The organism is Pseudomonas sp. TMP9 (genome assembly GCF_037943105.1).
Classification (GTDB): domain Bacteria; phylum Pseudomonadota; class Gammaproteobacteria; order Pseudomonadales; family Pseudomonadaceae; genus Aquipseudomonas.
In genome coordinates this window covers 599,492-625,757 of sequence record NZ_CP149803.1, presented here as the reverse complement: position 1 = coordinate 625,757, position 26,266 = coordinate 599,492, and the positions used below count along the sequence as shown (strand labels likewise).

Annotated in this window: 22 protein-coding genes; 12 read left to right on the top strand and 10 right to left on the bottom strand. The window is 60.7% G+C overall.

The features are described 5' to 3' along the window. Nucleotides 1-12: 12 nt before the first annotated feature. A complete protein-coding gene (locus WF513_RS02995) occupies nucleotides 13-660 on the bottom strand; it encodes a response regulator (RefSeq protein ID WP_339081311.1) in 648 nt (215 codons plus the stop codon). Nucleotides 661-686: 26 nt separating this feature from the next. Then, the gene (locus WF513_RS02990) at nucleotides 687-2,981 is read right to left on the bottom strand and encodes a PAS domain S-box protein (RefSeq protein ID WP_339081309.1); all 2,295 of its coding nucleotides are present in this window, start codon (nucleotides 2,979-2,981) and stop codon (nucleotides 687-689) included. Between the two features lie 247 nt (nucleotides 2,982-3,228). On the opposite strand from WF513_RS02990, the gene WF513_RS02985 reads away from it, so the two are divergent. From WF513_RS02985 to WF513_RS02970, 4 genes are all read left to right on the top strand, one after another. Next, nucleotides 3,229-4,851 carry an acyl-CoA synthetase gene (locus WF513_RS02985; protein WP_339081307.1) on the top strand — a complete coding sequence of 541 codons (1,623 nt, stop codon included), beginning with the start codon at nucleotides 3,229-3,231 and terminating at the stop codon, nucleotides 4,849-4,851. Nucleotides 4,852-4,979: 128 nt separating this feature from the next. After that, nucleotides 4,980-6,353, top strand: coding sequence for a solute carrier family 23 protein (locus tag WF513_RS02980; protein WP_339081305.1), 1,374 nt, complete (start codon nucleotides 4,980-4,982; stop codon nucleotides 6,351-6,353). A gap of 118 nt (nucleotides 6,354-6,471) precedes the next feature. Then, the gene (locus WF513_RS02975; protein ID WP_339081303.1) at nucleotides 6,472-8,244 is read left to right on the top strand and encodes an acyl-CoA dehydrogenase C-terminal domain-containing protein; all 1,773 of its coding nucleotides are present in this window, start codon (nucleotides 6,472-6,474) and stop codon (nucleotides 8,242-8,244) included. Nucleotides 8,245-8,438: 194 nt separating this feature from the next. Continuing rightward, nucleotides 8,439-9,305 carry an MBL fold metallo-hydrolase gene (locus tag WF513_RS02970; protein WP_339081301.1) on the top strand — a complete coding sequence of 289 codons (867 nt, stop codon included), beginning with the start codon at nucleotides 8,439-8,441 and terminating at the stop codon, nucleotides 9,303-9,305. 8 nt (nucleotides 9,306-9,313) lie between these two features. On the opposite strand, the gene WF513_RS02965 is transcribed toward WF513_RS02970, so the two are convergent. From WF513_RS02965 to WF513_RS02950, 4 genes are all read right to left on the bottom strand, one after another. Continuing rightward, on the bottom strand, nucleotides 9,314-9,613 hold the full coding sequence (locus tag WF513_RS02965; RefSeq protein ID WP_339081299.1) for a YceK/YidQ family lipoprotein: 300 nt from the start codon (nucleotides 9,611-9,613) through the stop codon (nucleotides 9,314-9,316). Then, the gene (gene ubiX, locus WF513_RS02960; RefSeq protein ID WP_339081297.1) at nucleotides 9,606-10,238 is read right to left on the bottom strand and encodes a flavin prenyltransferase UbiX; all 633 of its coding nucleotides are present in this window, start codon (nucleotides 10,236-10,238) and stop codon (nucleotides 9,606-9,608) included. Before ubiX ends, WF513_RS02965 begins: the two co-directional genes overlap by 8 nt. Before the next feature lie 190 nt (nucleotides 10,239-10,428). Then, on the bottom strand, nucleotides 10,429-11,781 hold the full coding sequence (gene mpl / locus WF513_RS02955; RefSeq protein WP_339081295.1) for a UDP-N-acetylmuramate:L-alanyl-gamma-D-glutamyl-meso-diaminopimelate ligase: 1,353 nt from the start codon (nucleotides 11,779-11,781) through the stop codon (nucleotides 10,429-10,431). Between the two features lie 144 nt (nucleotides 11,782-11,925). After that, complete coding sequence (locus WF513_RS02950) at nucleotides 11,926-13,824, bottom strand: sigma-54-dependent Fis family transcriptional regulator (RefSeq protein WP_339081293.1); 1,899 nt, start codon at nucleotides 13,822-13,824, stop codon at nucleotides 11,926-11,928. A 302-nt stretch (nucleotides 13,825-14,126) separates the two neighbouring features. On the opposite strand from WF513_RS02950, the gene WF513_RS02945 reads away from it, so the two are divergent. The 5 genes from WF513_RS02945 to WF513_RS02925 all read left to right on the top strand — a co-directional run bounded on the left by WF513_RS02945 (nucleotide 14,127) and on the right by WF513_RS02925 (nucleotide 20,280). Continuing rightward, the gene (locus tag WF513_RS02945) at nucleotides 14,127-15,647 is read left to right on the top strand and encodes an aldehyde dehydrogenase family protein (RefSeq protein WP_339081291.1); all 1,521 of its coding nucleotides are present in this window, start codon (nucleotides 14,127-14,129) and stop codon (nucleotides 15,645-15,647) included. A 222-nt stretch (nucleotides 15,648-15,869) separates the two neighbouring features. Further along, nucleotides 15,870-17,318 (top strand): ethanolamine permease, encoded by a 1,449-nt coding sequence (gene eat, locus WF513_RS02940; protein WP_339081289.1) that lies wholly within the window; start codon nucleotides 15,870-15,872, stop codon nucleotides 17,316-17,318. 60 nt (nucleotides 17,319-17,378) lie between these two features. Beyond that, complete coding sequence (locus tag WF513_RS02935) at nucleotides 17,379-18,773, top strand: ethanolamine ammonia-lyase subunit EutB (protein WP_339081287.1); 1,395 nt, start codon at nucleotides 17,379-17,381, stop codon at nucleotides 18,771-18,773. An 89-nt stretch (nucleotides 18,774-18,862) separates the two neighbouring features. Then, on the top strand, nucleotides 18,863-19,675 hold the full coding sequence (gene eutC / locus WF513_RS02930) for an ethanolamine ammonia-lyase subunit EutC (protein WP_339081285.1): 813 nt from the start codon (nucleotides 18,863-18,865) through the stop codon (nucleotides 19,673-19,675). 137 nt (nucleotides 19,676-19,812) lie between these two features. After that, nucleotides 19,813-20,280 carry a GNAT family N-acetyltransferase gene (locus WF513_RS02925; protein WP_339081283.1) on the top strand — a complete coding sequence of 156 codons (468 nt, stop codon included), beginning with the start codon at nucleotides 19,813-19,815 and terminating at the stop codon, nucleotides 20,278-20,280. 133 nt (nucleotides 20,281-20,413) lie between these two features. On the opposite strand, the gene WF513_RS02920 is transcribed toward WF513_RS02925, so the two are convergent. Further along, a complete protein-coding gene (locus tag WF513_RS02920; protein WP_339081281.1) occupies nucleotides 20,414-22,006 on the bottom strand; it encodes a protein kinase in 1,593 nt (530 codons plus the stop codon). A gap of 110 nt (nucleotides 22,007-22,116) precedes the next feature. Here WF513_RS02920 and WF513_RS02915 point away from each other — a divergent pair, with 110 nt between their 5' ends. The 3 genes from WF513_RS02915 (at nucleotide 22,117) to WF513_RS02905 (ending at nucleotide 24,140) form a co-directional block, all read left to right on the top strand. Then, on the top strand, nucleotides 22,117-22,956 hold the full coding sequence (locus WF513_RS02915; protein WP_339081279.1) for a M90 family metallopeptidase: 840 nt from the start codon (nucleotides 22,117-22,119) through the stop codon (nucleotides 22,954-22,956). A 76-nt stretch (nucleotides 22,957-23,032) separates the two neighbouring features. Next, nucleotides 23,033-23,560, top strand: a complete 528-nt coding sequence (ppa, locus tag WF513_RS02910) for an inorganic diphosphatase (protein ID WP_339081277.1) — start codon at nucleotides 23,033-23,035, stop codon at nucleotides 23,558-23,560. Nucleotides 23,561-23,768: 208 nt separating this feature from the next. Further along, nucleotides 23,769-24,140, top strand: coding sequence for a PilZ domain-containing protein (locus WF513_RS02905; RefSeq protein ID WP_339083381.1), 372 nt, complete (start codon nucleotides 23,769-23,771; stop codon nucleotides 24,138-24,140). Between the two features lie 57 nt (nucleotides 24,141-24,197). Here the strand turns inward: WF513_RS02905 and radA are convergent, their stop codons facing one another. The 3 genes from radA to WF513_RS02890 all read right to left on the bottom strand — a co-directional run bounded on the left by radA (nucleotide 24,198) and on the right by WF513_RS02890 (nucleotide 26,237). Further along, entirely contained in the window at nucleotides 24,198-25,562 is a 1,365-nt protein-coding gene (radA, locus tag WF513_RS02900) for a DNA repair protein RadA (protein WP_339081275.1), read from the bottom strand. Between the two features lie 101 nt (nucleotides 25,563-25,663). Next, nucleotides 25,664-25,909: a DUF465 domain-containing protein gene (locus WF513_RS02895; protein WP_339081273.1), complete on the bottom strand. Its 246-nt coding sequence runs from the start codon at nucleotides 25,907-25,909 to the stop codon at nucleotides 25,664-25,666. Nucleotides 25,910-25,994: 85 nt separating this feature from the next. Continuing rightward, nucleotides 25,995-26,237, bottom strand: a complete 243-nt coding sequence (locus WF513_RS02890) for a DUF465 domain-containing protein (protein ID WP_339081271.1) — start codon at nucleotides 26,235-26,237, stop codon at nucleotides 25,995-25,997. Between the last annotated feature and the right edge of the window lie 29 nt (nucleotides 26,238-26,266).

The window sequence follows — 26,266 nt, the reverse complement described above, 5'->3', positions numbered from 1 at the left end:
ATCAGACGTTGATCAAGCTCGCGGCCCACGTAACTGCAAGGCGTCCACCAACTGCGCCGCAATCGTCATCCCCACCAGGTCCGCCAGGGTTTCCGCCTGCATGCGCTTCATCACCCGCGAACGGTAGAGGTCGATGGTCTTGACGCTGATGTCCAGTTGCTCGGCCATCTCGCGATTGGTGTAACCGCGCACCAGCGGCAACAGCACATCGCGCTCGCGCGGGGTCAGGCTGGCCAGGCGCGCCTCTATGGCCTGCAAGCGCGGGTCGGCTTGCACCGCTGCGGGGGCATGGCTAAGGGCTTGCTGCACGCTGTCGAGTAGCAGCTGTTCGTTGTAGGGCTTCTCGATAAAGTCCACGGCGCCGGCGCGAAACGCGCGCACCACGATGGGCACATCGGCATGCCCGCTGACGAAGATCACCGGCATCTGTACACCGCGCGCACGCATGGCCTCCTGCACATTTAATCCGCCCATGCCGGGCATGCGCACATCCAGCAGCACACAGCCTTGGCTGTGTTCATCACACGCATCGAGAAACAACTGCCCGCTGGTAAACGGCAGCGCTCTAAGCCCCACCGACTCCAGCAGCCAAACGGTGGAATCAAGCATGCCTTGGTCATCGTCGACTACGTACACCCGTTGTTGCATCTGCTGGCTCATGCGCTGCTCCTTTTATTGTTGTGGGTTTACTTAGCCGGGGTCGCATCCAAGCCATCTGCGTCTTCGCTGCGCAACAGCGGCAAGCGGCATTCTAAGCACAACCCACCGCCCTCTCCCGGGTGTGCCTCCAGTGCGCCGCCAAAGCCTTCGATGATACTGCGGCTCATCGACAGGCCCAGCCCTAAGCCCTCGGCCTTGCTGGTGTAAAACGGGGTAAAGATATGCTCCAGCTGGCCCTCGGCCACGCCGGGGCCTTGATCCCGCACGCGCACGCACAGCTGGCCCGCGTACTCGGCGGCACTGAGCTCAATGCGTGACGCTTGGCCGGGATGGGCCTCACGGTTGGCATCAATGGCATTGCGCAGCAGGTTGAGTAGCACCTGCTCAAGCAGCACTCGGTCGGCATACACCGGCGGCAGCGTGTCCGCCAGTTGCTCGGCGATGGTCACTTGCCAACTGTTCGCTTCCCACTGGCACAAGCGCATCGCTTCGCGGGCTACGCTGGCGATATCCAACGCCTGAGTCCGCCGTTGGCCTTTACGTAAAAAGGCACGTAAGCGCTTGATCACTTCTGAGGCGTGGTTGGCGTGCTCGTTAATGCGCTGCAGGCCCTGCGCCACTTTATCGGCGGCCTCGGGATTGTCGCCCAGCGCCTTGAGGTAGCGCTGGCTGGCGCTGGCGTAGTTAACCACCGCCGCCAGCGGCTGGTTGATCTCATGGGCGATACCGGATGCCAGCTCACCGAGGGTGACCAGCCGCGCAGTATGCGCCAGCTCATCCTGATGGCGACGCTGCTCGGCCTCACGCAACTCGCGCTCGGTCATGTCCCGCGCCACCAGCGAATAATAATGCTCGCCATCACGGCCCTGGTGCGCGAGCAACACCAGCGACACCAGCAAGGGCGCACGCGGGCCCAACGGCAATAGACGCACCTCAGCGCTCCACACCCCGGCGGCATCGGCGGCGGCCCAACCGCTGCGTTGCAGGTGCTGAAAATCGCTCGGTGACAACAGCTGATCGAGGGGCGGCAAGGGTTGCTGCTCGGCGATATTCAGCGCATGCAGAGCAGACGGATTAAGGTGGGTCAATTGCCCATTGGGGTCGATAAACAGCACCAGATCGGTATTGGCTTCCACCACCTCTGCCAGTCGCCGTTTGTTCTCTTCGGCCAGCACCCGCGCGGTGATATCGCGCGACACGCTGACCACCTCAACCACCGCGCCGGTGTAGGTTTCGCGGATGCCTCGGCTGGCTGTCTCAAACCATAAATAGTGCCCATCGCGGTGGCGAATGCGGTAGGTCATGGTGTGATAACCGTCCTGCTCCAACGCCTCGCGGGTGCTATCAAGCAAATGCTGCTGATCGTGCTCATGGAAAAGCGCCTGCACCAGAGTGCCGCGCAGGGTTTCCGGCCAATAGCCGAGCAGCGTCCAACTGGCCGGCGAGGCGTCGAGAAAGCGCCCATCCGGGGTGTGCCGGGAGATCAGGTCAGTGGTGTTCTCGGTGATCAAGCGATACAGGCGGCTGGCCTTGGCCGCTTCACGCTCGGCCTGCACCTGCTCGGTAGCCAGACGACAGCGGGCCAGCACCTGCTGCTCGGCCGCGTCGGGCACAAAGGTCCACATCAGTACCTGGCCGACATGTTGCGCCTCCACCGCCTCAATCGCCCGCCCCTGTTGCAGGCAGGCGCGCACCAGTTGCGCGGCATTCACCGGCAACAAATCCGTCAGCACCGCCAGCGAGCGTTCGCCCAACAGCGCTTGCATGGCTGCGTTTAATTGCAGCGGCCGCGCCTCGATATCCAGTAGCAAACTGGGCTGCGGGTCACTGCCCAGCAACAGGCTGCCACGGGCTTGCTGCGGCAGGCTGGCCAGCAGGGCCAGCAGCAACGCGTGGACCAAGCCAAGCCAGTCGCTGCTTACCTGCTCGTGCAATTCAATCAGCAACACGCCTGACTGGTCGTCATCCAACGCCACGGCTAAGGCCTGGCCATGATTAAGCCCAGCGCGGCGCACTCGCCCAGCCAACCAACAGGGCTGCTGGCGCAACGCTGTAAAATCCAGCCGCGGCTGCTCCTGCAAACGCGCAAATAACAGTTGATCGCTGGCGTCTAACGGATCGCCGAAGCCGGGCGGCAAATGCGCGGCACTGCCTTCATGGCTGTAGGTGGCGGTGCTCGCCTGCCAGCGCATATAGAACGCCTGGCGGACTTCCGGGCAGGCCTGCAGGGCGCGCAACAATGCATCGGCACGCACCGCCAGCGGCAGGCATTCACGCTGCATGCGCAACCAGCTGTGCAGCTGCACGGAAATCTCATTCATCTAGGTGTATTCCTCAATACGCACCGCGTGCTGCAGCGTGTGGCGAGCATCAGGCCAGAGATCACTTATTGCAAAGCGACCTAGGGCTAATAGGCACGGGCCAATTATAGTACATATACTATACAACTATAGTTTATCTTCCATATAAGACCCTGCGGATATATAAATAGACCCAGAACACTACCGGGCCTGCGTTTATCGCAATACGCACAGCGGCCCGCGCATCCAATCTGCCATGGGTACTTGCATGTCGATCTATGAACAGGGCCTTGCGCCTAACGCCGTCAACCACATGGCCCTTTCGCCGCTGAGCTTTATCGAACGCACCGCCCATGTTTACCCGCACTACCCCGCCGTGGTGCATGGCTCGATCCGTCGTGATTGGAGTGAGACCTATACGCGCTGCCGGCGCTTAGCCTCGGCATTGGCCGGCCGTGGTATTGGCAAGGGCGACACCGTGGCGGTGATGCTGCCGAACATTCCGCAAATGCTTGAAGCGCACTTTGGCGTGCCGATGATCGGCGCGGTGCTCAACCCCCTCAACGTGCGCCTGGATGCTGAAGCTATCGCCTTTATGCTGCAGCACGGCGAAGCCAAAGTACTGATCACTGACCGCGAATTTTATGACGTGATCCACGCCGCTGTCGGCATGCTCGATCACCCGCCGCTGGTCATTGATGTCGATGACCCCGAGTACGGCGAAGGCCAAGCCGTCAGCGACCTCGATTACGAGGCCTTTCTCGCCGAAGGCGACCCGCAGTTTGCCTGGCAGTGGCCAGCGGATGAGTGGCAGGCAATTAGCCTTAACTACACCTCCGGCACCACCGGCAACCCCAAGGGCGTGGTCTACCACCACCGCGGTGCCTACCTGAACTCGCTGGGCAACCAGATGACCTGGGCAATGGGCAACCACCCGGTGTACCTGTGGACGTTGCCGATGTTCCATTGCAACGGCTGGTGCTACCCCTGGACCATCACGGCCTTGGCCGGCGTGCATGTGTTTTTGCGCCGGGTCGACCCGGCAAAAATCCTTACCCTGATCCGCAGCGAGCAGGTCACCCACCTGTGCGGCGCACCGATTGTGCTGAATGCCTTGGTTAATATGCCGGCCGAGGCCAAAGCGGCTATCGATCACCCGGTTAAAGCCATGGTGGCCGGCGCTGCGCCACCGGCCAAGGTGATTGGTGCGGTGGAGGAAATGGGCATCCACGTGACTCACGTTTACGGCCTGACCGAGGTCTATGGCCCGGTAACGCTGTGCGCCTGGCACGCCGAATGGGATGCGTTGCCGCTCGATGAGCGCGTCGTCATCAAGGCCCGCCAAGGCGTGCGCTACCCGACACTGGAAGGGATGATGGTGGCCGACCCGAAAACCCTTGAGCCAACCCCGCGTGATGGCGAAACCATCGGCGAAATCTTTATGCGCGGCAACACCGTGATGAAGGGCTACCTGAAAAACCCCAGCGCCACCGCTGAAGCCTTTGCCGGCGATTGGTTTCACACCGGCGACTTGGCCGTGTGCCACCCCGATGGCTACGTGGAAATCCGCGACCGCCTGAAAGACATCATCATTTCCGGTGGCGAGAACATCTCCACCATCGAGGTCGAGGGCGTGCTGTATCGCCACCCTGCCGTTTTGGAAGCCGCCGTAGTGGCGCGCCCGGACGAAAAATGGGGCGAAACACCCTGCGCCTTTATCACCCTCAAGGCCGACCAGCGGCAGGTGAGCGAAGCGGATGTGATCAGCTTCTGTCGCGACCACCTGGCCGGTTTTAAGGTGCCCAAGACCGTGGTCTTCACCCAGCTGCCGAAAACCAGCACCGGCAAGATCCAGAAATTCGTCCTGCGCGACATGGCCAAGGCCCTCTGACCAGCATGTAGCCCGGATGAAATCCGGGGACAGCGATTCGGATTCCCCGGATTGCATCCGGGCTACGGCAAGAACACACCGTTTGCACAACAACAAGAACCGGCCTTGACGGCCGACGGAGATTCCTTATGCAAATTTTCAAGCGTCGCGACGGCGAAGAGCAGCCGTTCTGGAAAGCCGGCCCCTTTAAGGTCCGCCTGCCCTTCGTGCACTACCGCTGGGAAACCGCGGAGATGCTGCAAGCGTTGATCATGTTCGTGGTCAGCCTGGCGATGATCCCGCTGCTGGAAAAATACCTCGGCCTGCCCTATGACGTGGCCCTCGCCTACGTCGTGGTGTGTGGTGTCGGCTTTATGCTGCCGGCGCTGCTCGGTGTGCCCTTCGTGCCCGGCTGGATCACCCCGGGCATTCCGGTGGTGTTGCTGTTTCTCGGCAATTTCAAACCGGGCCCTGAAGCCATTCAGGCGCTGTTTGCCCTGCAATTTCTGGTCTTCGTGATCTTCCTGTTCCTCGGCGTCACGCGCCTGGGCAGCACCCTGGTGAAGCTGATTCCCAACTCGATGAAGGGCGGCATCATCATCGGCGCGGGTATTGCTGCACTGATGGGCGAAATTTCCACCGGTGGTCGCCTGGCCAATACGCCAATCTCCTTGGTGCTGGGCAGCCTGATCTGCCTGTACTTGATGTTTTCGGTGTCGTTCAAAAGCCTCACCGAGCGCGTGCCGCTGGCGCGCAAAATCGTCAACTACGGCATGGTGCCGGGTATGTTGATTGCGATTTTCATCGGCATTGCCGTGGGCGAATACAAGATGCCTGATGTGAAATTCGGCATCACCGCGCCGGCCTTCGCCGAGATGTGGAACTACCTGCCGTTCAGCGTTGGCTTCCCAGGTTTGGATGTGTTCCTGCTGGCCGTGCCCACGGCGGTCATCGCTTATGTCATCGCGTTTGGCGACATCATCGTCGGCCAGTCGCTGATGCAGCGCGCCGATGAACTGCGCACCGACGAAGTAATCGAGAACAACATCGACCGCGTGCATTTGGTCACTGCCCTGCGCAACGCCCTGCATGCCTTCTTCGCGCCGTATCCAGGTTTGGCAGGGCCGCTGTGGACCGCCGTAGCCGCCACCATGGCCGAGCGTTACAAGTACGGCCGCAAAGCCATGGACTCGATCTACAGCGGCGCGGGCACCTTTTGGATCACCGGCTTTATCGCCCTGTTCGCCCTGCCGCTGGTGAGCTTCTTCCAGCCGGTACTGCCGATTGCCCTGTCGCTGACGCTGATCCTCACCGGCTATATCTGCCTGATGGTCGGCTTTGAACAGCTGAGCAACAACACCGAGCGCGGCGTAGCCGGCACCATGGGTGTGGTGTTGGCCGTCTATGGTGCAGGCTGGGGCTTAGCGGCCGGTGCGGCGCTGTATATTTTGGTTGAGCGTACTCACCTGCTCACATTCACCAGCAGCAAAGCGCCGGCCAAAGACACCCCTGAAGCCGAGTGACCTTGCACGGCTCGCCTTAGGGCAGGCCGTCTTTTAATTCCTGCAACGACCCTGACGCCCTGGCGTCAGGGTCGTTTAATCACCGCGCCCTGCGCGGCATCTGTGCGAGAGCCTGTCGATGCCTGACTACAACGCCCCGCTGCGCGACCTGCGCTTTGTTCTGCATGAAGTGTTCGACGCCCCCAGCCTATGGGCACGTCTGCCGGCGCTGGCCGAAACAGTCGATGCGGCAACCGCCGATGCCATTCTGGAGGAAGCCGCCAAGGTCACTGGCAGCCTAATCGCCCCGCTCAACCGCAGTGGCGATGAAGAAGGTGCGCAGTGGCTGGGCGGCGATGTAAGCACCCCGGCTGGCTTCAAAGAGGCGTATGCCACCTACATTGAAGGCGGCTGGGTAGGCTTGGCCGGCAACCCCGTTTACGGCGGCATGGGCATGCCCAAAATGCTCGCCGTGGCGTTTGAAGAGATGCTCTACGCCGCCGGCTCCAGCTTCGCCCTGTATTCGGCGCTGAGCTCCGGCGCGTGCCTGGCCATCGACGCCCACGCCAGTGAAGCACTGAAAAACACCTACCTGCCGCCCATGTACGAAGGCCGCTGGGCCGGCTCCATGTGCCTGACCGAAGCCCATGCCGGCACCGACTTGGGGCTGATCCGCACCAAGGCCGAACCGCAAGCCGATGGCAGTTATCAGGTCAGCGGCAGCAAGATCTTTATCACCGGCGGCGAGCAGGACCTCACCGAAAACATCATCCACCTGGTGCTGGCCAAGCTGCCCGACGCCCCGGCAGGCGCACGTGGCATCTCGTTGTTTCTGGTGCCCAAGGTGCTGGTCGATACCGACGGCAGCCTGGCCGCGCGTAACGCCGTGAGCTGTGGCTCGATCGAACACAAGATGGGCATCAAGGCCTCGGCCACGTGCGTGATGAACTTCGACGGTGCCACCGGCTACCTGATCGGCGAGCCGAACAAAGGCCTGGCGGCGATGTTCACCATGATGAACTACGAGCGCCTGTCCATCGGCATTCAGGGTATTGGTTGCGCCGAGGCGTCTTACCAGGCGGCCCGTGATTACGCCCGTGAGCGCCTGCAAAGCCGTTCCGCCAGTGGCCCAGAAGCCCAGGAAAAAGCCGCCGACCCGATCATCGTGCACGCCGATGTGCGACGCATGCTGCTGACCATGAAGGCCCTCACTGAAGGCGGCCGCGCGTTTGCCTGCTACGTCGGCCAGCAGCTCGACCTGAGTAAATTCAGCGATAACGTGGCCGAACAACAGAGCGCCGAGACGTTGGTGGCCCTGCTGACGCCGGTGGCCAAGGCATTTTTCACCGACACCGGGCTGGACAGCTGCATCCACGGCCAGCAGGTGTTCGGCGGCCACGGTTACATCCGCGAATGGGGCCAGGAGCAATTAGTGCGTGACGTGCGCATCGCGCAAATCTACGAAGGCACCAACGGCATCCAGGCCCTCGATTTGCTCGGGCGTAAAGTCATTGGTAACGGCGGCGTGGCGCTGCGCCAGTTCACCCAGGAGATTCGCCGCTTCGCCGAACAACCCAACGCGCCATATGCCGCCACTCTGCTGGATGCTGTTGAGCGCCTGGAGCGCACCAGCTGCTGGCTGCAGGAACGTGCCGCAGGCAACCCGCACGAAACCGGCGCAGCGTCGGTGGAGTACCTGCACCTGTTCGGCTACACCGCTTACGCCTGGATGTGGGCGCGCATGGTCGCCGTGGCGCAGGCCGCGCGCAGCGAAGACGAAGCGTTTTACAGCGCCAAGCTGGCCACCGCCGCGTTCTACTTCGCCCGCCTACTGCCCCGCATCCTGACCCTGGAAGCCAGCATTCGCGCCGGCAGCGCGCCGCTGTATGGCCTGCACGCCGAGCAATTTTAAGCGGCCAGTCTTCTGGTCAGCCACGTTTGAGCGTTGGCGCGACGTCGCACTGTGCCGCCGCGCTTTTTTTCTTCCAGCACCGGTTGCCCGCCTGTTTGGCGCAAAGGGCCCGACGCGTTCAACCAAAGGTGCAATAGCCGACGCTGACTGCAACCGCCACCCTGAGCAGCATTGACGTACAACACGAGGTGATTATGCGAACCCTGACGACCCTGACCGGCAATAGCCAAAAACTCGATGGCGGCGCCATGTTTGGCAATGCGCCCAAGGCACTCTGGCAACGCTGGATGAAGCCGGACGAACTGAACCGTATCGACCTCGGTTGCCGCGCCCTGCTGGTGCAGGAAGAGGGCCGCAATATCTTGGTTGAAACCGGTATTGGCGCCTTTTTCAGCCCGGACATGAAACAGCGTTTCGGTGTGCAGGAAGAGCGTCATGTACTGCTCGACAGCTTGGCAGCGGCCGGCTTGAGCGATGCGGATATCGACATTGTAGTGCTCACCCACCTGCACTTCGACCATGCCGGCGGCCTGCTTGCCGCCTGGGAAGAAGGCCAACCGGCGCGCCTGTTATTCCCCAACGCGCAGTACATCACCGGCCAGCGTCAATGGCAGCGCGCCTGCCAGCCCCACGCCCGCGACCGCGCCTCTTATATCCCTGAGTTGCTGACGCTGCTGGAAGCCAGCGGGCGTCTGCATCTGGTGGCGGAAACCGCGCAGTGCGACCTGCTGGGCGCAGATTGGCGCCTGCACTGGAGCGATGGCCACACCCCCGGCCAGTTGATCCCCGAAGTGGCCATGCCCGATGGCCCGGTGGTGTTTCCCGCCGACCTGATCCCTGGCGCACCGTGGGTGCACCTGCCGATCACCATGGGCTACGACCGCTTCCCCGAAGGCTTGATTGAAGAGAAAGAAACCCTGCTCGCCGACCTCTGCGCCCGCAACGGCCGCTTGGTCTTCACCCACGACCCAGCCACCGCCATGGGCCGCGTCAGCTGCGATGAAAAAGGCCGCTATGGCTTGCAAGACAGTTTATCTGAAGCCCGCCATCTGGCCCGTTAAAGGCCCCGTCAAAAGCCGCCGCTAACGCCTAGGGTAAAGCCCATGGCGGCGGCTAAAGACAGCGGTAATAAGAGTGTGTCGAGCAACGCGCTGGCGGGTAAATCCACCGCCGGGTAAGCCGGTGCCTCAGCGCCAAAACGGTCAGTGGCGCAGCAGCCACCTTGCAAGGCATACCAGTCCAAACGTGTACCGGCATACACCACCGGCGCGCCCGGCTTGGCGGCGTCCAGAGTGCGCACAGTAGCGCAGCCGCTGAGGGTCAGGCCCACCAACACAGCTGTAACAGCCCGCCACACAGGCTTATTCATCGGGGGTGATCTGATGATGCTCACCCCAGCGCGGCAGCATGTCTTGCGGTACGCCGAGGCAGTTGAGAATGCGCGCCACGACAAAATCGATCAGGTCATCAATCGTCTGTGGCTGGTGATAGAAGCCCGGCGCCGCCGGCAGGATAATCGCACCCATGTTCGACAGCTTGAGCATGTTCTCCAGGTGAATACTGGAAAACGGCGCCTCACGCGGCACCAGAATCAGCTGGCGGCGCTCTTTCAACACCACATCCGCCGCGCGCTCAATCAGGTTATTGCAGGCGCCATTGGCAATCGCCGACAACGAGCCGGTGCTGCACGGCACCACCACCATCGCCGCAGGGGCGCCGGAGCCCGAAGCCGCCGGGGCCATCCAATCTTCCTTGCCGTACACGCGAATCTGCCCGGGCACCGCGCCGGTGTATTCATTCAAAAACGCCTGCATGGCCTGTGGTTTAGCCGGCAAGGTCACATCGGTTTCGGTGGCCAAAACCAATTGTGCGGCCTTGGAAATTAAAAAGTGCACCTCGCGGTCTTCGCGCACCAAACAGTCGAGCAGGCGTAAGCCATATTGCGCGCCTGAGGCGCCGGTCATGGCTAAGGTAATTCGTTCTGGACCGCTCATCGAAGCTCCTCGGTTTTTGGGTAAAACACTGCGCAGTTAGCCACACAGCAACCACGTAGCCCGGATGCAGTCCGGGTGAACCTTGCCGCGGATTGCATCCGGGCTACGACCTGCACCTTTATGCATTCGTTAGGTGGGTGGAGCGCAGCGATACCCATCACTTGCGCCCGGTCCATCCTACAGATTCACCTCAGCCCGCCAATGCATCCGCCAATTTGCCATGCAACCCACCAAAGCCGCCGTTGCTCATCACCACAATCTGCGTGCCCGGCGCAGCCTCGGCTTTGACTCCGGCGATGATCGCCTCCAGCGAGTCGCAGACCTGAGTTGGCACCGTTGAAGTGGCCACCGTAGCGGCTAAGTCCCAGCCTAGGTTCGGCGGCGCGTACCAATATACCGAGTCAGCCTGCACCACGGACTCGGGCAAACCGTCGCGGTGCGCGCCGAGCTTCATCGAGTTGGAGCGCGGCTCAACGATGGCGATCAGCTTGGCGCTGCCGATGCGCTTGCGCAGGCCATCCAAAGTGGTGGCAATCGCGGTGGGGTGGTGGGCAAAGTCGTCAAAAATAGTCACGCCATTCACGTCCGCGACCTTTTCCATGCGCCGCTTGGCGTTAATAAAGCTGCACAGCGCGGCAATCCCTAACTCGGGCACCACACCGACATGCCGCGCCGCCGCTAAAACCACGAGGGCGTTGGCGACGTTGTGCTGGCCGGTCAGTTGCCAATCTACGGTACCCGCAGCCTTGCCCTCGAAACGTACTTCAAAGCGCGAACCGTCGTCACTGAGCAGTCGCGCCTGCCATTGGCCGCCTTCGCCAGTGGTGGCGACCGGCGTCCAGCAGCCCATCTCAATCACCCGCTTAAGTGCCGGCTCAGTGGTCGGATGAATAATCAGCCCCTCGCCGGGAATGGTGCGCACCAAATGGTGGAACTGCCGCTCAATAGCCGCTAAATCCGCGAAGATGTCCGCGTGATCGAATTCAAGGTTATTCAGAATCGCGGTGCGCGGGCGGTAGTGGACGAACTTGCTGCGCTTATCGAAGAAGGCGCTGTCGTACTCATCGGCTTCCACCACAAAGAACGGCGTGTCGCCGAGGCGTGCAGAAATACCGAAATTTTGCGGCACGCCGCCAATCAAAAAACCCGGGCTCATACCGGCCTGCTCCAGTACCCAGGCCAACATGCTCGAACTGCTGGTTTTGCCATGGGTGCCGGCCACGGCCAGCACCCAGCGGTCTTGCAGCACATGATCGGCCAACCACTGCGGGCCGCTGACGTAGGGCAGGCCTTTGTTCAGCACATATTCCACCGCCGGATTACCGCGCGACAGGGCGTTGCCGATCACCACCAGATCCGGCGCGGGATCGAGTTGAGCGGCGTCATAGCCTTGAGTCAACTCGATGCCTTGGGCTTCCAGCTGGGTGCTCATGGGTGGGTAAACGTTGGCGTCGGAGCCAGTTACACGGTGGCCAAGCGCCTTGGCCAGCACCGCCAGCGAACCCATAAAGGTGCCGCAGATGCCGAGAATATGGATATGCATGATGGTCCTAGAGGCGTCGTCAGAAGCGGAGAACAGGCCGAATAAAAACTCGCCGCAGGTTATCACAGCGCCCCTGACCATTTGCGCTTGAACATCAACTCCAGAAGTGGCATTGCGCCGCGTTTAACCCCCTACATACGGCCGCTAACCGAGCCGGTTGATGCCGTGCTTGCGCAACTTGCGGTACAGGGTGTTACGGCTGATGCCCAAGTGCTCGGCGGCGCGACTGATGTGCCAGTGTTGCGCCTCCAGCACCGTAAGCAGCGCCTGGCGTTCGGCATCGCCTAACTGGTCGGGCTTGGCCGTCAGCAGGTTAGCCTGAACCGGCTGCGCATGACGCATGGGTGCAGGCAGTTCTGCGTAGGTGATGACCCCCTGCTCGCACAATGCGCACAAGGTGCGCAGTACATTGCGCAACTGCCGCACGTTACCCGGCCAGTCGAAGGCGAGCAGCGCCTCGCGAGCGCCGTCGGCGAGGCGCACTGGCTGCCCGCGCGCCTCTTCGGCCAAGAGAAAATCCAAAAGCGCATGCTTATCGCTGCGCTCTCGCAGTGGCGGCAGTTCGAGCACCAGACCATTCAAGCGATAGAACAGGTCTTGGCGAAACTCACCGCTGGCTACACGCTGGTTCAGGTCACGGTGACTGGCACTGATCACGCGCACATCAATGGCCTGAGGCTCGCCACCAATGGGCTCGACCTGACGCTCTTCCAGCACCCGCAACAGTCGCGTCTGCATCGCCAGCGGCATGTCGCCAATCTCGTCGAGGAACAGCGTACCGCCATCGGCCTGTTGCAACTTGCCGCGCATGCCTTCTTTGCGCGCGCCGGTAAAGCTGCCGCCGCGATAACCGAACAACTCACTCTCGATCAGACTCTCGGGAATCGCCGCACAGTTCAGCGCCACAAACGGCTTGCCGCCGCGCGAGCTGACGTGGTGCAGGGCCTTGGCGAACGCCTCTTTGCCGGTGCCGGTTTCACCGCCAATCAGCAAAGGCACATCACGCTCATACACCCGCAAGGCGCGGCGAAAATCGCTCTGCAACGTCGGGTCGGCCAAACACAACCCAGGTGTCGCTAAGGCCGCAGCACCCAACGCATGCACGCGGCGGCGCGGCTGGCCACGGAGCATGGCAAACAGTAGCTGGCCACGCTGGGTATACAGCGGCCAACTGGCACTTGGCTGTGGCGAGGCACGACCCAGCAGGTCATCCAAGTGGCAATCAAATACCTCGACCAGGGTGCGCCCCAGCAATTGTTTGCGCGACAGCCCAAGCAGGTTAATCGCCCCTTGATTGACTGCACGCACCCGGCCATCGCTGTCAAAAGCCAGTAAGGCTTCACTGAATTGGCCGATGTATTCGGCCTGGGCATGAAAGCGCAACAGCCACTCGCCTTCATAGCTGCGCAAAAAGTGGCAGCCTTCGATGGCCTTGGCTGACAGGTTGACCAAGGCCATGGTGTGGAACTGACTCTGGCGCGATACATCATGCCGCGCCGAGGACACGTCCAGCACCGCCAGCAAATTGCCATGGGGATCAAATACCGGGCTGGCTGAACAGGTCAGACCGGTATGCCGGCTGCGGAAGTGCTCGTTTTGGTGGATGGTCAGCGGCTGGCGCTCAATCAGGCAGGTGCCGATGCCGTTGGTGCCCTCACAGGCTTCGCTCCAGTCCGCACCGAGCCAAAGACCGGCGTGTTCAAAGGTGCGCTTTTCCGCCTGCTCGGTGACGCAGTTGAGGATCACCCCCTGTGCATCGGTGAGCAGCACGGCATGGCCACTGCCGGCTAGCTGGCGATGCAAGCTGTTCATTTCATTGCTGGAAATCTCCAGCACCTGCTGCAGCTCTTCGCGCCGCTCAAGCATGCGCGCGTGCTCGATGACCGCAGGGGCCATGTTCTGCGCCGGATCGAGATGATGCTGTTGCAGGCAGCGCAGCCAGGAACGCGCCACCGACGAGTCAGCAGCCGGACCGGCGAGTTGGCCGCGCCCTTGGGCCACGGTCAGCACCTGCTGGGCGTGGCGGTTTGCTCGGTTGTGCATTGTTATTGTTCTCCGCGGTGGAGGTGCACGTGATGGTCGAGCATCTACCAGCCGCCCGGCCATTGCAACACGCGCTGACCGGCGAGTCACCCGCTGTATCGCCCGCGATACAAAGTGTCACGCGGCACTGTCTCAAGGTTGTAACAAAGGCGCGGCGTTGATGCTTGGCTACTATTTGAATAAGGCTCTGGCGCGGGCATTACGCGCTATTGGCCCAACCCTTGCTATGGCTCTGTGTAAGCGCTCCGGCGCGCTCTTCGCTGCATCACCAGAACAAGCATAATAATCAGGAGATATTCAGCATGCGTTACGCCCATCCAGGTACCGAAGGTGCACTCGTTTCATTCAAGAGCCGTTACGGCAACTACATCGGCGGTGAGTTCGTCGAACCCGTCAAAGGTCAATACTTCACCAATACTTCACCGGTTAATGGCCTGCCGATTGCTGACTTCCCCCGCTCCACTGCCGAAGACATCGACAAAGCACTGGATGCCGCCCACGCAGCCGCCGACGCATGGGGCAAAACCTCGGCACAAGATCGTTCGCGGGTGCTGCTCACTATCGCCGACCGCATCGAGCAAAACTTGGAAATGCTGGCGATTACTGAAACCTGGGACAACGGCAAAGCCGTCCGCGAAACCCTGAATGCCGACATTCCGCTGGCCGCTGACCACTTCCGCTACTTTGCTGGCTGCATCCGCGCTCAGGAAGGCAGCAGTGCTGAAATCGACGAACACACCGCCGCCTATCACTTCCATGAACCTTTGGGCGTTGTGGGGCAGATCATCCCGTGGAACTTCCCGCTGCTGATGGCCGCCTGGAAGCTGGCCCCAGCCTTGGCCGCGGGTAACTGCGTGGTACTCAAGCCGGCCGAGCAAACGCCGCTGGGCATTAGCGTGTTGATGGAGTTGATCGGCGACCTGCTGCCGCCAGGCGTGCTCAACGTGGTGCAGGGTTACGGCAAGGAAGCTGGCGAAGCCCTGGCCACCAGCAAGCGCATCGCCAAGATTGCCTTCACCGGCTCGACTCCAGTGGGCGCGCATATTCTTAAGTGCGCGGCCGAGAACATCATCCCGAGCACCGTGGAACTGGGCGGCAAATCTCCGAACATCTTTTTTGAAGACATCATGCAGGCCGAGCCGAGCTTTATCGAAAAGGCCGCCGAAGGTTTGGTATTGGCATTCTTCAACCAGGGCGAGGTGTGCACCTGCCCATCGCGGGCGCTGGTGCAAGAGTCGATCTACCCAGCCTTTATGCAGGAGGTGATGAAGAAGATCGCGCAGATCAAACGTGGCGACCCGCTCGACACCGAGACCATGGTCGGCGCGCAAGCCTCCGAGCAGCAATTCGATAAAATCCTTAGCTACTTGGAAATCGCCAAACATGAAGGCGCCGAACTGCTCACCGGCGGCGGCGTCGAGAAACTCAGCGGCACCCTGGGCGGTGGTTATTACATCCAGCCAACCCTGCTCAAGGGCCACAACAAGATGCGCGTGTTCCAAGAAGAGATCTTCGGTCCGGTGGTCAGCGTCACTACCTTCAAAGATGAAGCCGAAGCCCTGGCGATTGCCAACGACACTGAGTTCGGCCTCGGTGCCGGCCTGTGGACCCGCGATATTAACCGCGCCTACCGCATGGGCCGGGCGATTAAAGCCGGCCGCGTATGGACCAACTGCTACCACCTGTACCCCGCGCATGCTGCCTTTGGCGGTTACAAGAAATCGGGTGTTGGCCGCGAAAACCACAAGATGATGCTCGACTACTACCAGCAGACGAAAAACCTGCTGGTCAGCTACGACATCAACCCGCTGGGTTTCTTCTAAACCGCTGAATCAATGGCAGGGTTTACCCACCCTGCCCATAGCCTCGCGCGCAACTGCAGCCGGTGTCGTTAAACCACATCGGCCAGCCTGCCTGCGCCTCGGTCTAGACCAAAGGCGCAGTTGGCACAGCGGTTGCTGATCCATTGGTTCACATTCTCCCCTCAAATACCCATAAGCCCGGCTAGCCCTGCGCTGCAGCCCGCTTAAGGATAAGGAACTCCCATGGCAGCAGAAAAAAACAGTGCGGCAGCTCATCCGCAAGGCACTGAATTAGAGCAGGTGGATGCCGACTACTTTCAAAGTCGGCAACTCAAAAAGGGCGCGGCAGGCTGGGTATTGCTAGTCGGCTTGGGCGTTGCCTACGTGATTTCTGGCGATTATGCCGGCTGGAACTTTGGCCTAGCCCAAGGCGGCTGGGGCGGCATGTTTCTCGCTACCCTGCTGATGGCCTTGATGTACCTGTGCATGTGCTTTTCCCTGGCGGAATTGTCTTCAATGATCCCCACCGCAGGCGGCGGCTATGGCTTTGCCCGCAGTGCGTTTGGCCCCTTGGGTGGGTTTCTCACAGGTACGGCGATCCTCATCGAATACGCCATTGCCCCGGCCGCGATTGCGGTGTTTATCGGTGCCTATTGTGAGTCGCTGTTTGGCATAGGCGGCTGGGCGATTTACTTGGCCTTTTATGTGCTGTTTATTGGTATTCACATCTTCGGCGTCGGTGAAGCGTTGAAGCTGATGTTTATCATCACAGCCGTGGCAGCGATTGCCCTCGGCGTGTTTATTGTGGCCATGGTGCCGCACTTCTCCGTGGCTAATTTGCTCGACATCCCTGTCTCCGATGCCACGGGTGCCAGCAGCTTCCTGCCGTTCGGCTATGTCGGCGTATGGGCCGCGATTCCCTATGCAATCTGGTTTTTCCTCGCGGTCGAAGGTGTACCGCTGGCGGCCGAAGAAACTCGAAATCCGCAGCGCGACATGCCGCGCGGCCTGATCGGTGCCATGCTGGTGTTGCTGGTTTTTGCCCTGCTGATTCTGGTGGTGGGCCCAGGTGGCGCGGGTGCTAACGCGCTGATGGCGTCCGGCAACCCGCTGGTGGAAGCACTGACCATCGCCTATGGCGAATCAACGTGGATGAGCAGCTTCGTCAACCTGATCGGTCTGGCCGGTCTGATTGCCAGCTTCTTCTCGATCATTTACGCCTACTCTCGGCAGATTTTCGCCCTGTCGCGCGCCGGCTACCTGCCACGCTCGCTGTCGCTGACCAACAAGAATAAGGCGCCGGTATTGGCCTTGATCGTGCCCGGCTTAATTGGCTTTGGCCTGTCGCTGAGTGGCCAAGGTGACTTGTTGATTCTGGTGGCGGTGTTTGGCGCCACTATCTCCTACGTGCTGATGATGGCCGCGCACATTACCCTGCGCGTGCGTCGCCCAGAGATGAATCGCCCGTACCGCACTCCGGGCGGCATCGTCACCTCAGGCATCGCCTTGGTGCTGGCTTGCGTGGCGGTGGTCGCCGGCTTCTTGGTCGACCCACGGGTGGTAATTGGCGCAGCGGTTATCTATGCCGTGCTGATCGCCTACTTTGTCATCTACAGTCGCCATCACTTAGTGGCGGGCACGCCGGAAGAAGAATTCCTTGCCATCGGCAAGGCTGAGGCCACGCTCAAGTAATACTCGCGACCCCGGCGCCGTGCACACACGCGGCGCTGGCAAGCGTTGGGGAGACACGCAATGTCCAGTTTTCAACACACGGTAGGCGGTGAAACCTACCGTTTCGACAGCCTGGCTGAGGTTATGGCTAAGGCCAGCCCGGCACGCTCGGGCGATTTTCTCGCAGGCGTGGCGGCGAGCAATGCCGGTGAGCGGGTGGCGGCGCAGATGGCCTTGGCCGATGTTCCACTTAAGCATTTCCTCACTGAGGCGTTGATCCCTTATGAAGCTGACGAAGTCACTCGGCTGATTATCGACAGTCACGACGCGGTCGCTTTCGCTCCAGTCAGTCACCTGACCGTCGGCGGTTTCCGCGACTGGTTGCTCAGCGAGCATGCCGATGAGGCCAGTCTGCGCGCCCTCGCCCCGGGCTTAACGCCGGAAATGGCTGCCGCTGTATCGAAGATTATGCGTGCACAAGACTTGGTCCTGGTGGCGCAGAAAATCAACGTGGTGACCCGCTTTCGTAACACCGTCGGCCTGCGTGGGCGCATGTCCACCCGCCTGCAGCCGAACCACCCGACCGATGAGCCCGCCGGCATCGCCGCGAGCATTCTTGACGGCCTGCTGTACGGCAACGGTGACGCCATGATCGGCATCAACCCGGCCACCGACAGCACCTCCAGCATTTGCGAGATGCTGAAGATGCTCGACGGCCTCATCCAGCGCTATGAAATCCCTACCCAAGCCTGCGTGTTGACCCACGTCACCACTTCGATCGAGGCGATCAATCGAGGCGTACCGCTGGACTTGGTGTTCCAGTCGATTGCCGGCACCGAGGCCGCCAACGCCAGTTTCGGCGTCAGTTTAAAGATTTTGCAGGAAGGCTATGACGCCGGCCTGAGCCTCAAGCGCGGCACGCTGGGTAACAACCTGATGTATTTCGAAACCGGCCAAGGCAGCGCTTTATCTGCCGGCGCGCACCATGGCCTTGACCAGCAAACCTGCGAAACCCGCGCCTATGCCGTGGCTCGACATTTCAAACCGTTTCTAGTGAATACCGTGGTCGGCTTTATTGGCCCAGAGTACCTGTACAACGGTAAGCAGATCATCCGTGCGGGCTTGGAAGATCACTTCTGCGGCAAGTTGCTGGGCCTGCCGATGGGGTGTGACATCTGTTACACCAACCATGCCGAAGCTGACCAAGACGACATGGACGTGCTGCTGACCCTGCTCGGCGTGGCGGGTATCAACTTCATCATGGGCATCCCAGGCTCCGATGATGTGATGCTCAACTACCAGACCACCTCCTTCCATGACGCGCTCTACGCACGGCAGATTTTGGGGCTAAAACCTGCACCTGAATTCGAGGATTGGCTGCAACGCATGGGTATTTTGACCCAGGCCGATGGCAAACCACGCATGGGCAACAGCCTGCCGCCGGTCTTCCGCCAAGCGCTGGCGCAGCTGAGTTAAGGCCGATGGCATAGACACAGGGCGACTCTGTGCGGACGACTGCACGGACACTTCACGCGCTGATAAGAACCCTCAAGGACACCTTCACCATGGCACATGACACTCCGACTCACGGTGCAACGGAAAACCCTTGGCAGCAACTTCGCAACCTAACGCCTGCGCGTATTGCCCTTGGTCGCGCCGGTACGAGCATGCCAACTCGCGCCCAACTGGATTTCCAGTTTGCCCATGCCCAAGCCCGAGATGCCGTGCACCTAGCGTTTGACCACGAGGCCCTGACTGCTGGCCTTACGCACCAGCAGCACGCAAGCCTGTTGCTGCAGAGCGCCGCCAAAGACCGCGACACTTATTTACAACGCCCAGACCTGGGCCGCCGTCTGAGCGAAGAGTCCGCCGCACAACTGCGCGAACATCGCGCGGCCAACCCGGCGGGCTATGACTTAGCCGTGGTGGTGGCTGACGGCCTGTCAGCCCTGGCCGTGCATCGCAATGCCCTGCCCATGCTGGAGCGCATCGTCGAACATGCCACAGCCGAAGGCTGGAGCCTGTCGCCGGTGGCGCTGGTGACTCAGGGCCGCGTTGCCGTGGCCGATGAAGTGGCAGAACTGCTGGGCGCGCGCATGGTGGTCATCCTTATCGGTGAACGTCCGGGCCTGAGCTCACCGGACAGCCTAGGCCTGTACTTCACCTACGCACCCAAAGTCGGCCTGACCGACGCCTATCGCAACTGCATCTCCAACGTGCGCCTGGAGGGCCTCAGTTACGCCATGGCCAGCCATCGCTTGCTGTACCTGATGCGTGAGGCATGCAGGCGTCAGCTGTCCGGAGTCAATCTCAAGGATGAGGCCGAGGTGCCGCTGCTGGCTGGCGACGCGCAGAACACCAACTTTTTACTGCGCTAGCCGCGCGCCACGCGGTCTTGCAGTCAAACAACTGTTTGGATTGCACTTTCCAAAGGGTTTAGGCAGCATCGGGATCGTTTGCAGGTGGCGTTAACGCGCTACCGACGCCATCCCTATGACTGAAGTAGAGGCTCACCATGCGCATTGTCCAAGCGACCCTAGAGCATCTGGATCAACTGAATCCGGTATTCGTTACCTACCGTGAGCACTTTGGCCAGCTGTCCTACCCTGATTCATCGCGCACGTTTCTGGAAAAGCGTATCAGCCGCAAAGAGTCGCTGATTTATCTGGCTATGGCTGACGACGAAGACAAAATCCTCGGCTTTTGCCAGCTTTACCCGAGCTTCTCCTCGTTGTCGCTTAAGCGCGTGTGGATTCTTAACGACATTTACGTTTGCCAAGACGCGCGCCGCCAGTTAGTGGCCGACCGCCTGATTCAGACAGCCAAAAAAATGGCCAAAGACACCAATGCCGTGCGTCTGCGCGTAGCGTCAAGCGTTGGCAACGACGTTGCGCATAAGCTTTATGAGTCAATCGGTTTCAAGGAAGACACCGAGTTCACAAGCTTTGTCCTGCCGATCACCGAAGATTTCACCGCGCCATAAATCCTTCGCGCCAGCTGCCTGCCGCTGAAAACCTTTAGCCGGCAGGCACGCTTACGCCGGCTGGCCTTAATGGCGCAGCGAATACGCTCAACAGTGCATCCAGCACAAGCAATTGCGCGGTGCCCTGATCAGCCTAAAGGCTCAGCCACAAGGCAAGCGCCAGCAGTAACAACGCCAGGCCGAACAACCCTAAATACGCATATCTGCGGCGTTTTTGTCTGCCTGCAGCGCGTACGGGCGGTTGCATAAGCGGCTTGCGCAGCGCCTGCTGAAACTCCGACAGCGCCTCAAAACGTGCCACTGCCTTGGGGGCCAAGGCGCGCGCCAGCACACCGTCCCAGCCCAGCGGCACAGCAACGCCAAATTGCGCCAGCGGCACATAAATACTGCGCGCATCGGCATCGGGGCGGGCCACGTCAGGCCAGCGCCCACTGCACAGCCAGTAAGCCAGCGCCGCCAGGGCGAACTGATCTGCCCGACCATCCAGCGCCTGCCCCGCACGCGCTTCGGGCGCCAGCGGTATGGCCTCAGGCGGCAGGCTCTGCTGCGGTACGCCAGGCACTAGCGCGGCCTGTTCGGGTAACAGCAGCACATGGCCATCGTCATCCAGCAAGATCGCGCGGGGATCCAGCCACAACCCCTGCATACCGCGTCGCTGCAGACCACGCACTGCCGCAATCAGCTGCTCGATTAAAGCCAATACCTGGACGCCCCGCATAGGCCCATGCTTAGTGAGCCTGTCGCTCAGACTGCGCATGCTTGCACTCCCCGGCTGCAGCAGCCAAAAGGCATGCTGGCGAGGCTGGTGAGAGGACACCACGTGCGGCAAACCCGTCGCCAGACTGCTTCGCAACGCCCACTCGCGCTGGCGGAAAACTTCATCTACCGGCTGCTCGGCCAGCCACAACAGAGCTTCCCGGCCCCGCGGATCGGTGGCACGAAACAGCCGCCCAACTGGCCCGAAAGGGCAGGCGACAAGCAGCGTCCAGCCATCCAATTGCAGCCCTGGCTGGGCATTACGCACCACCGGCCAAGGCATGCGTGGCGACAGTACCGGCGCGCGGCTGACCTCTCCAGCCTGCAACAATGCGGCCGCTCCAGGTGCTTGCAGCAGTGGCCCCAGCAATGCCGGCAGGTCAGCAGCCCCCGTGACTGCGCTGGCCGCACGCACGCCCTGCAGGTCGGCCAGCTCCAGCAAAGGCTGCGGCGCCAACAACAATAAATCGCCGGGATTTAACGTCAGGCGGTACTGCACCAGCGCCAATTCGGCCTGTATACCCAGCAGCAAGCCCTCCCGCCCCACCCAACTGTGCACCTCGCCCCGCTGGTAACGCCGCAAACCAATGGCCCCAGCCTGGAGAAACTGCGCCTCATCGCCCTGTACCAACAACAGCCCAGCGTTCAGTTCCAGCACATGGCGCCCGCTCTGGCGCTGGCGAAACTGCTGGAGGTTGAAGGCGGCCAAGACCTGACGCACTGCCTGCGTTTCACTCCACTCGGCAGGCGTGCAGCAGCAATCAGCCAGGAGGCCATCAAGGAAGGCATCCAAGTCACGCACCCTATCAGTGCAGTCTCGCCCCCAGAGCAACGCAATCAAGAGCGCCGGGGGACGACCGTCACGCACTGGCAGCCAGGTTGCACGTGTTCGCGCAGCCTGGCTGGGCAGGTCTAACCCCTGACCGCAGAGCATGTTGACGGCAGGATGATGCAGACGCTCGATCGACATTGGCAGCCCTCCCAGGTCGTACACAGCCACTTCACTGCAGCCTTTATGCCGACTTGCCCGGCACCCACCCCCAGCTTATGGTGAGCGCCCCCATTAATTGAGCTGAGCCCATGTGGTCGCTACGAGCCTGGCGTCGCCAGCGCATCATTGCCCGTCACCCTGTCAGCCCCGAGCAGTGGCAAGCCGTCTTGCAGCAACTGCCGATCCTTGACGGCTTGGATGCCGCCGAACAGCAACGCCTGCGCGAACGGGCCGTGCTGTTTCTGCAGCATAAACACCTCAGCGCCATGCCTGGTGTGGCACTCGACGGCCATGACCGGCTGATACTGGCGGTACAGGCCGAACTGCCGCTGCTGCACTTAGCCGACCTCAACTGGTACCAAAATTTTCATGAAATCGTGCTTTACCCGGATGACTTCGTCAGCCCGCAGCGCCACCGCGACGCCAGCGGCGTGGTGCATGAATGGGACGCTGCACACAGTGGCGAGGCGTGGCAGCACGGCGCAGTGATTCTCGCGTGGCCTGGCGTCTTGGCCAGCGGCCAATGGCATGCCTACAACCTGGTGATCCATGAACTGGCGCATACGCTGGACATGCTCAACGGCGACGCCAACGGCCTGCCGCCCTTGCACAGCACTATGCATGTTGAGCAATGGGCGAAGGCCATGCAAAGCGCCTTCGATCAACTCAACGCCGAACTGGATGCCAACCCCAACGCTGACACAGCCATTGATCCTTATGCTGCGGAAAACTCGGCGGAGTTTTTCGCCGTCACCAGCGAATACTTTTTCAGCGCGCCCGATCTACTGGTAAAAGCCTTCCCCGTCGTTTATGCGCAGTTGGCGCTGTTCTATCGCCAAGACCCTCTGGCTCGGCTGCAGCAATTGCACGCCAACAACCCGAATTACCAAAGCAGGCGAACACGCCCTGCGTGCGCGACCAATGGCTAGCCATCCCGGCATAGCAACGCTCGGGGAATATGCCTATAATCGCGCCACTTTTTTGGCCCAGCACCGGGAGTCACTCATGAGCTACAGCAAGGTTCCAGCGGGTAAAGACCTGCCAAACGACATCTATGTTGTTGTCGAAATCCCGGCCAATCACGCGCCGATCAAATACGAAATCGACAAAGACACCGACTGCCTGTTCGTCGACCGCTTTATGGCGACCCCGATGTTCTACCCGGCCAACTACGGCTACATCCCCAACACGTTGGCCGACGATGGCGATGCCCTCGACGTGCTGGTCGTCACGCCCTATCCAGTAGCCCCCGGCTCAGTGGTACGCGCACGCCCAATCGGCGTGCTGCACATGACTGACGAAGCCGGTGGCGACGCCAAACTGATCGCCGTACCGCACGATAAGCTCAGCCAGCTATACGTGGACGTTAAGGAATACACCGACTTACCCGCTCTGCTGCTTGAGCAGATCAAGCACTTTTTCGAGAACTACAAAGATCTCGAAAAAGGCAAATGGGTCAAGGTTGAAGGCTGGGGCGATGCAGACGCTGCCCGCGCCGAAATCATCAAGGCGGCCGCGGCTTACCAAAAATAAGCTGAGACCACCCCCTAAAAACCGGCCACAAGCCGGTTTTTTTATGCCTGAAAGTCGAAGTGCTCATCTTTTATACTCGGTGCTGCGCGCCCATTTCATCTTGCCCGCAGACGCACTTGGCAGCCAGCCCCATCGCCACACCGATAAAACCAAGCCATTGGCAGCGGCCTTGGCTATAGTGGGTAAAACCTCGCAGGAGTTTCTTTACATGAGCGCAGCAGCTAACGAGCGTCGGCGTTTTCACCGTATCGCTTTCGACGCCCCCACTGAGATTACGCAGGGGGATCGTCACTGGGCGGTTGAACTGCATGATGTGTCGCTCAAGGGCTTGCTGATCAAGCGTCCTGACGGCTGGAACGGCGACCCTGATCAAGCGTTTAACGCCAACATCCAACTGGCTGATGACACCCGGGTGCAGATGGAAGTGGTGCTGACGCGTACTCAGGCTGACTTACTCGGTTTCGTTTGTCGGCATATCGACCTCGACTCGATCAGCCATTTACGCCGCCTGGTAGAACTTAACCTCGGCGATGAAAGCTTGCTCGAGCGCGAACTCGCCGCCCTCGGTGAAGACGAGTAAATAAAAAGGAGGCTAAGCCTCCTTTTTACTGCACAGCGCTAATCCCAAACCGACCGATTACTCAAACAACGCGTCCAGCGCTTGTTCCAGCCGCGTGACAGCAATCACTTGCAAACCGGGCGGCGGATCCTTTGGCGCATTGCCCTTGGGCACGATGGCGCGCTTGAAGCCGTGTTTCGCCGCCTCCTTCAAACGCTCCTGCCCGCTCGGCACCGGGCGAATTTCGCCAGACAAACCAACCTCGCCGAACACCAACAGATCATGCGGCAACGGCTTGTTTCGCAAGCTGGAGATCACCGCCGCCATGAGCGCCAAGTCAGAGGCGGTTTCCAGCACCTTGACCCCGCCGACCACGTTGAGAAAAACATCCTGATCGTGGGTGGGGATGCCGCCGTGCCGGTGCAGCACCGCCAGCAGCATGGCCAGTCGATTCTGATCTAAACCCAAGGTCACCCGCCGTGGGTTGGCCATGTGGCTGGTATCGACCAACGCCTGCACCTCAACCAGCATCGGCCGGGTTCCTTCCCAAGTGGCCATCACCACGCTGCCGGGCACTTCTTCTTGGGCGCGGGTGAGGAAGATCGCCGAGGGGTTGGTGACTTCTTTCAGGCCCCGGTCGGTCATGCCGAATACGCCCAGTTCATTGATCGCGCCAAAGCGGTTCTTCACTGCACGCAGCAATCGCAGGCGACCGTCAGACTCACCCTCGAAATACAACACGGTGTCGACCATGTGTTCGAGCACGCGTGGGCCAGCCAGCGCACCTTCCTTGGTCACGTGACCAACCAGAAAAATCGCCGTGCCGCTTTGTTTAGCGAAGCGCACCAGCAATGCCGCACTCTCGCGCACCTGGGCGACGCCACCAGGAGCCGATTGCAGTTGCTCGGTGAAGATGGTTTGGATTGAGTCGATCACCATCACCTTGGGCTTTTCTATGCGCGCGGTGGCGATGATGCTTTCGATGCAAGTTTCGGTCATGACCTTGAGTTTGTCTTCTGGCAAACCCAAGCGGCGAGCACGCATGGCCACCTGCTGTTGGGATTCTTCGCCCGTCACGTATAGCGCAGGGAAGCGCGTGGCGATGTTGCACAAGGTTTGCAGCAGGATGGTTGATTTGCCGATACCAGGGTCACCGCCGATCAGTACCACCGAGCCGTCCACCAGACCGCCGCCGAGCACCCGGTCTAACTCTCCGGATGCCGTGGAGAAACGCGGCATTTCTTCGACACTGACCTCGGCCAAGGTCTTGATTTGGACCCTCTCGCCCGCCCAACCGGCTCGCCCATTGGGCATTACCGCATTGGCTTCGAGCAGGGTCTCAACCAAGGTATTCCACACACCGCACTCGCCGCACTGGCCGGCCCATTTGGGAAAGGTCGCGCCACACTCGGTGCAGCCATACATACGCTTGGCCTTGGCCATGCCGGACTCCTCAATAAGCTGAGCCCGGATCATACGAAATAGCTGGATATATTTACAGCATTACGGAATCTGGATTTACCGCCTTTGCCGCACCTGCTGCGTTATACGGCCACCTGCTTGAGGCGCTGGGCCAGCTCATCTTTAAGGCTAACGCGCTCTTGCTTAAGCAATAGCAAGGCGTCGTCTGCCAGCACCTCGTTGCCTGCTTCGATCCGGCAAATGCGCTTATCCAAATCCTCATAGTCATCCGCTTGGCGAGCAAAATGGGCGTCGCCTGTACGCAGCTGGTGCAATGCGTCGCGCAGTTCGGGGAAGTCTTTAATCAGGGGATGATGTTCAACATGCATAGTGGCGCTCCTTAGGGGGTAGTTACTGGATACAGCCTACCTCCCGATCCAGCGTCAGCAGTTGACCCGGATCAAGCCATTCGCCTCATAGCGCTTTGCGTAAAAAATCGCCGAGCTCATCTTTAAGGCTGACGCGCTGCATCTTCAAACCGAGCAGCACAATCTCATCAATGGCCACCCGACCGCTCTCAACTTCATAGATGCGTTTGTCGAGCGCATCGTACTCCTCGACTAAACGGCTAAAGTGGCCATCCCGGCTTAACAACCCCTGCAACTGTGCTGTGTACTCGGGGAATTCGCGGTGCAACGGGTGATGTTCCAAGGGCATAACGGCATCCTCTTAACGGCTTCAACTGA

Excerpts from the sequence above, each read along its gene's own strand:
- WF513_RS02920 (WP_339081281.1), bottom strand. The coding sequence starts at position 22,006 with ATGTCGATCGAGCGTCTGCATCATCCTGCCGTCAACATGCTCTGCGGT.
- WF513_RS02980 (WP_339081305.1), top strand. The coding sequence starts at position 4,980 with ATGCAAATTTTCAAGCGTCGCGACGGCGAAGAGCAGCCGTTCTGGAAA.
- WF513_RS02985 (WP_339081307.1), top strand. The coding sequence starts at position 3,229 with ATGTCGATCTATGAACAGGGCCTTGCGCCTAACGCCGTCAACCACATG.
- WF513_RS02925 (WP_339081283.1), top strand. The coding sequence starts at position 19,813 with ATGCGCATTGTCCAAGCGACCCTAGAGCATCTGGATCAACTGAATCCG.
- WF513_RS02890 (WP_339081271.1), bottom strand. The coding sequence starts at position 26,237 with ATGCCCTTGGAACATCACCCGTTGCACCGCGAATTCCCCGAGTACACA.
- WF513_RS02905 (WP_339083381.1), top strand. The coding sequence starts at position 23,769 with ATGAGCGCAGCAGCTAACGAGCGTCGGCGTTTTCACCGTATCGCTTTC.
- WF513_RS02945 (WP_339081291.1), top strand. The coding sequence starts at position 14,127 with ATGCGTTACGCCCATCCAGGTACCGAAGGTGCACTCGTTTCATTCAAG.
- mpl (WP_339081295.1), bottom strand. The coding sequence starts at position 11,781 with ATGCATATCCATATTCTCGGCATCTGCGGCACCTTTATGGGTTCGCTG.
- eutC (WP_339081285.1), top strand. The coding sequence starts at position 18,863 with ATGGCACATGACACTCCGACTCACGGTGCAACGGAAAACCCTTGGCAG.
- WF513_RS02915 (WP_339081279.1), top strand. The coding sequence starts at position 22,117 with ATGTGGTCGCTACGAGCCTGGCGTCGCCAGCGCATCATTGCCCGTCAC.
- WF513_RS02990 (WP_339081309.1), bottom strand. The coding sequence starts at position 2,981 with ATGAATGAGATTTCCGTGCAGCTGCACAGCTGGTTGCGCATGCAGCGT.
- WF513_RS02970 (WP_339081301.1), top strand. The coding sequence starts at position 8,439 with ATGCGAACCCTGACGACCCTGACCGGCAATAGCCAAAAACTCGATGGC.
- WF513_RS02935 (WP_339081287.1), top strand. The coding sequence starts at position 17,379 with ATGTCCAGTTTTCAACACACGGTAGGCGGTGAAACCTACCGTTTCGAC.
- WF513_RS02895 (WP_339081273.1), bottom strand. The coding sequence starts at position 25,909 with ATGCATGTTGAACATCATCCCCTGATTAAAGACTTCCCCGAACTGCGC.
- WF513_RS02995 (WP_339081311.1), bottom strand. The coding sequence starts at position 660 with ATGAGCCAGCAGATGCAACAACGGGTGTACGTAGTCGACGATGACCAA.
- WF513_RS02965 (WP_339081299.1), bottom strand. The coding sequence starts at position 9,613 with ATGAATAAGCCTGTGTGGCGGGCTGTTACAGCTGTGTTGGTGGGCCTG.
- eat (WP_339081289.1), top strand. The coding sequence starts at position 15,870 with ATGGCAGCAGAAAAAAACAGTGCGGCAGCTCATCCGCAAGGCACTGAA.
- ubiX (WP_339081297.1), bottom strand. The coding sequence starts at position 10,238 with ATGAGCGGTCCAGAACGAATTACCTTAGCCATGACCGGCGCCTCAGGC.
- ppa (WP_339081277.1), top strand. The coding sequence starts at position 23,033 with ATGAGCTACAGCAAGGTTCCAGCGGGTAAAGACCTGCCAAACGACATC.
- WF513_RS02950 (WP_339081293.1), bottom strand. The coding sequence starts at position 13,824 with ATGCACAACCGAGCAAACCGCCACGCCCAGCAGGTGCTGACCGTGGCC.
- WF513_RS02975 (WP_339081303.1), top strand. The coding sequence starts at position 6,472 with ATGCCTGACTACAACGCCCCGCTGCGCGACCTGCGCTTTGTTCTGCAT.
- radA (WP_339081275.1), bottom strand. The coding sequence starts at position 25,562 with ATGGCCAAGGCCAAGCGTATGTATGGCTGCACCGAGTGTGGCGCGACC.